The 1,550-nt window shown below is 61.1% G+C and carries 1 protein-coding gene; it reads right to left on the bottom strand.

What is annotated here, in order from left to right; all coding sequences use genetic code 11:
- A partial coding sequence (locus tag KDL09_RS24260; protein ID WP_294391215.1) for a hypothetical protein occupies nt 1-1,275 on the bottom strand: 1,275 nt, incomplete at its 3' end.
- Nucleotides 1,276-1,550 lie beyond the last annotated feature (275 nt).

The following is a 1,550-nucleotide window of genomic DNA, read 5'->3' as shown; positions in this document are numbered from 1 at the left end:
GATGATGCTGTGACCTTTGGCCGTTTCCTGCATCGCCGCATCCAGCAGACCATCGTAAACGCGTTGGGTCATCTTCTTCGAGTAGAGCAACGCCCGCTCTGCGGCGGTGCCACGCTCGTTGAGCGGCACGCCCGCGAGGTTTTTGCGCAAGCAGTCGGAAGACTCGACGCGCCAGCCAGTTTCACGACTTACAGCTTCCGCCAGCGTCGACTTGCCGGAGGCGACACGTCCCATGAACACCCACACGCTAGGCCGTGATCCACCGATGGCATAACGCAGCGCGAGTTGAAAGTAACGACGCGCCAGCGCGAGGCTGGCGGCGCGTTCGTCTTCGGGAACCGTGTCACCGGCGGAGTGCAGGCTTTCCACCTTCCCGCGCACGCAGGCCCGGTAGCACTTGTGAAAGTTCATCAGACGTTCCAGTGAGGAGTCTTCCAGGGCGTTTGAGAAATCGTCGACCAGGTGATGCGCCAGATCGGGGCGATCATAGAAGTCCAGGTCCATCGCGAGAAACGCGAGATCGCAGGCAATGTCGATGTGCCGGAACTCCGTGTTGAACTCGATGCAGTCGTAGATCTGCACGCCGGCTCCGCTGAGATGAATGTGTTCGCAATGCAGGTCGCCGTGGCAGTCGCGAATCCAGCCATCGGCGGCGCGGGATGCCAGCAGCTCGCGATGGTGGTTCTCAAACACTGTGCTGAATCGTTCGATCGCCGCCAGCGCAGCCAACGACACGCTCTGTCCGATGAACCTGCGTGCGCACGTGAAATTGTCCTGAACGAATCCCGCCACCCGCCGGCATGCGAGCGCCGCCTCAGAGGCGGGCAGCGGTGGCTGCGTGCGGTAAAATTCACGCAGACACGCGGCGATGGCATCGATCGTCTCGCGTGTCACGTGGCCATGACGCAGGCGGTGGCTGAGAAAGCCCTCCTGATCCATCTCCCGCATCAGCACCAACCACTCCACCGGCGGTCCGCCTTCGATCAAGCGCAGGCCGGCAGACGTGTCACACACCGGCAGCACATCCAGATACACTCCAACTGCCAGACGACGGTTCAGCACCACTTCGCGTTTGCAATCCTCCCTTCGTTTCTCGAGCGTGGAGAAATCCAGAAAGCCGAAGTTCACCGGCTTCTTCATCTTGTACACGAACGGTGACGCGATGAACAACCATGACGCGTGCGTCTGCAGCCTTCTCACCTCCGCAGGCAGGTGAGGATAGGCCAAAGTACTGGCCAGAAAGTCGAGCACACGCTGGGTTTCGGGCGGGATCACAACGCCATACTTTGACCCCTTTCTGCAATCATGCCAAGCAACGCAGCAGCCGTTCTTTTGCGGAGAACGTGACGAATCTTGGCGGGATGCGCCACACCGAGGCGTGTGTGCACCCCTCCGAGCTCAATGATACTCCGCCAGCGCCCGCGGCATGAAGGCGCGAAGGCTTTCGATGCGGGTGGAGTCGAGCGGATGCGTGCTGAGGAACGCGGGAGGCCGGCTTTTGGAATTGCGGTTTGCGGCGAAGTTCTGCCAAAGCTGCACGCTCTCCCGCG

The sequence above is a fragment of the Prosthecobacter sp. genome (assembly GCF_020439865.1).
GTDB lineage: Bacteria > Verrucomicrobiota > Verrucomicrobiia > Verrucomicrobiales > Verrucomicrobiaceae > Prosthecobacter.
Note: the sequence above shows the minus strand (reverse complement) of the source record. Positions and strands in the feature narration are given on the sequence as shown.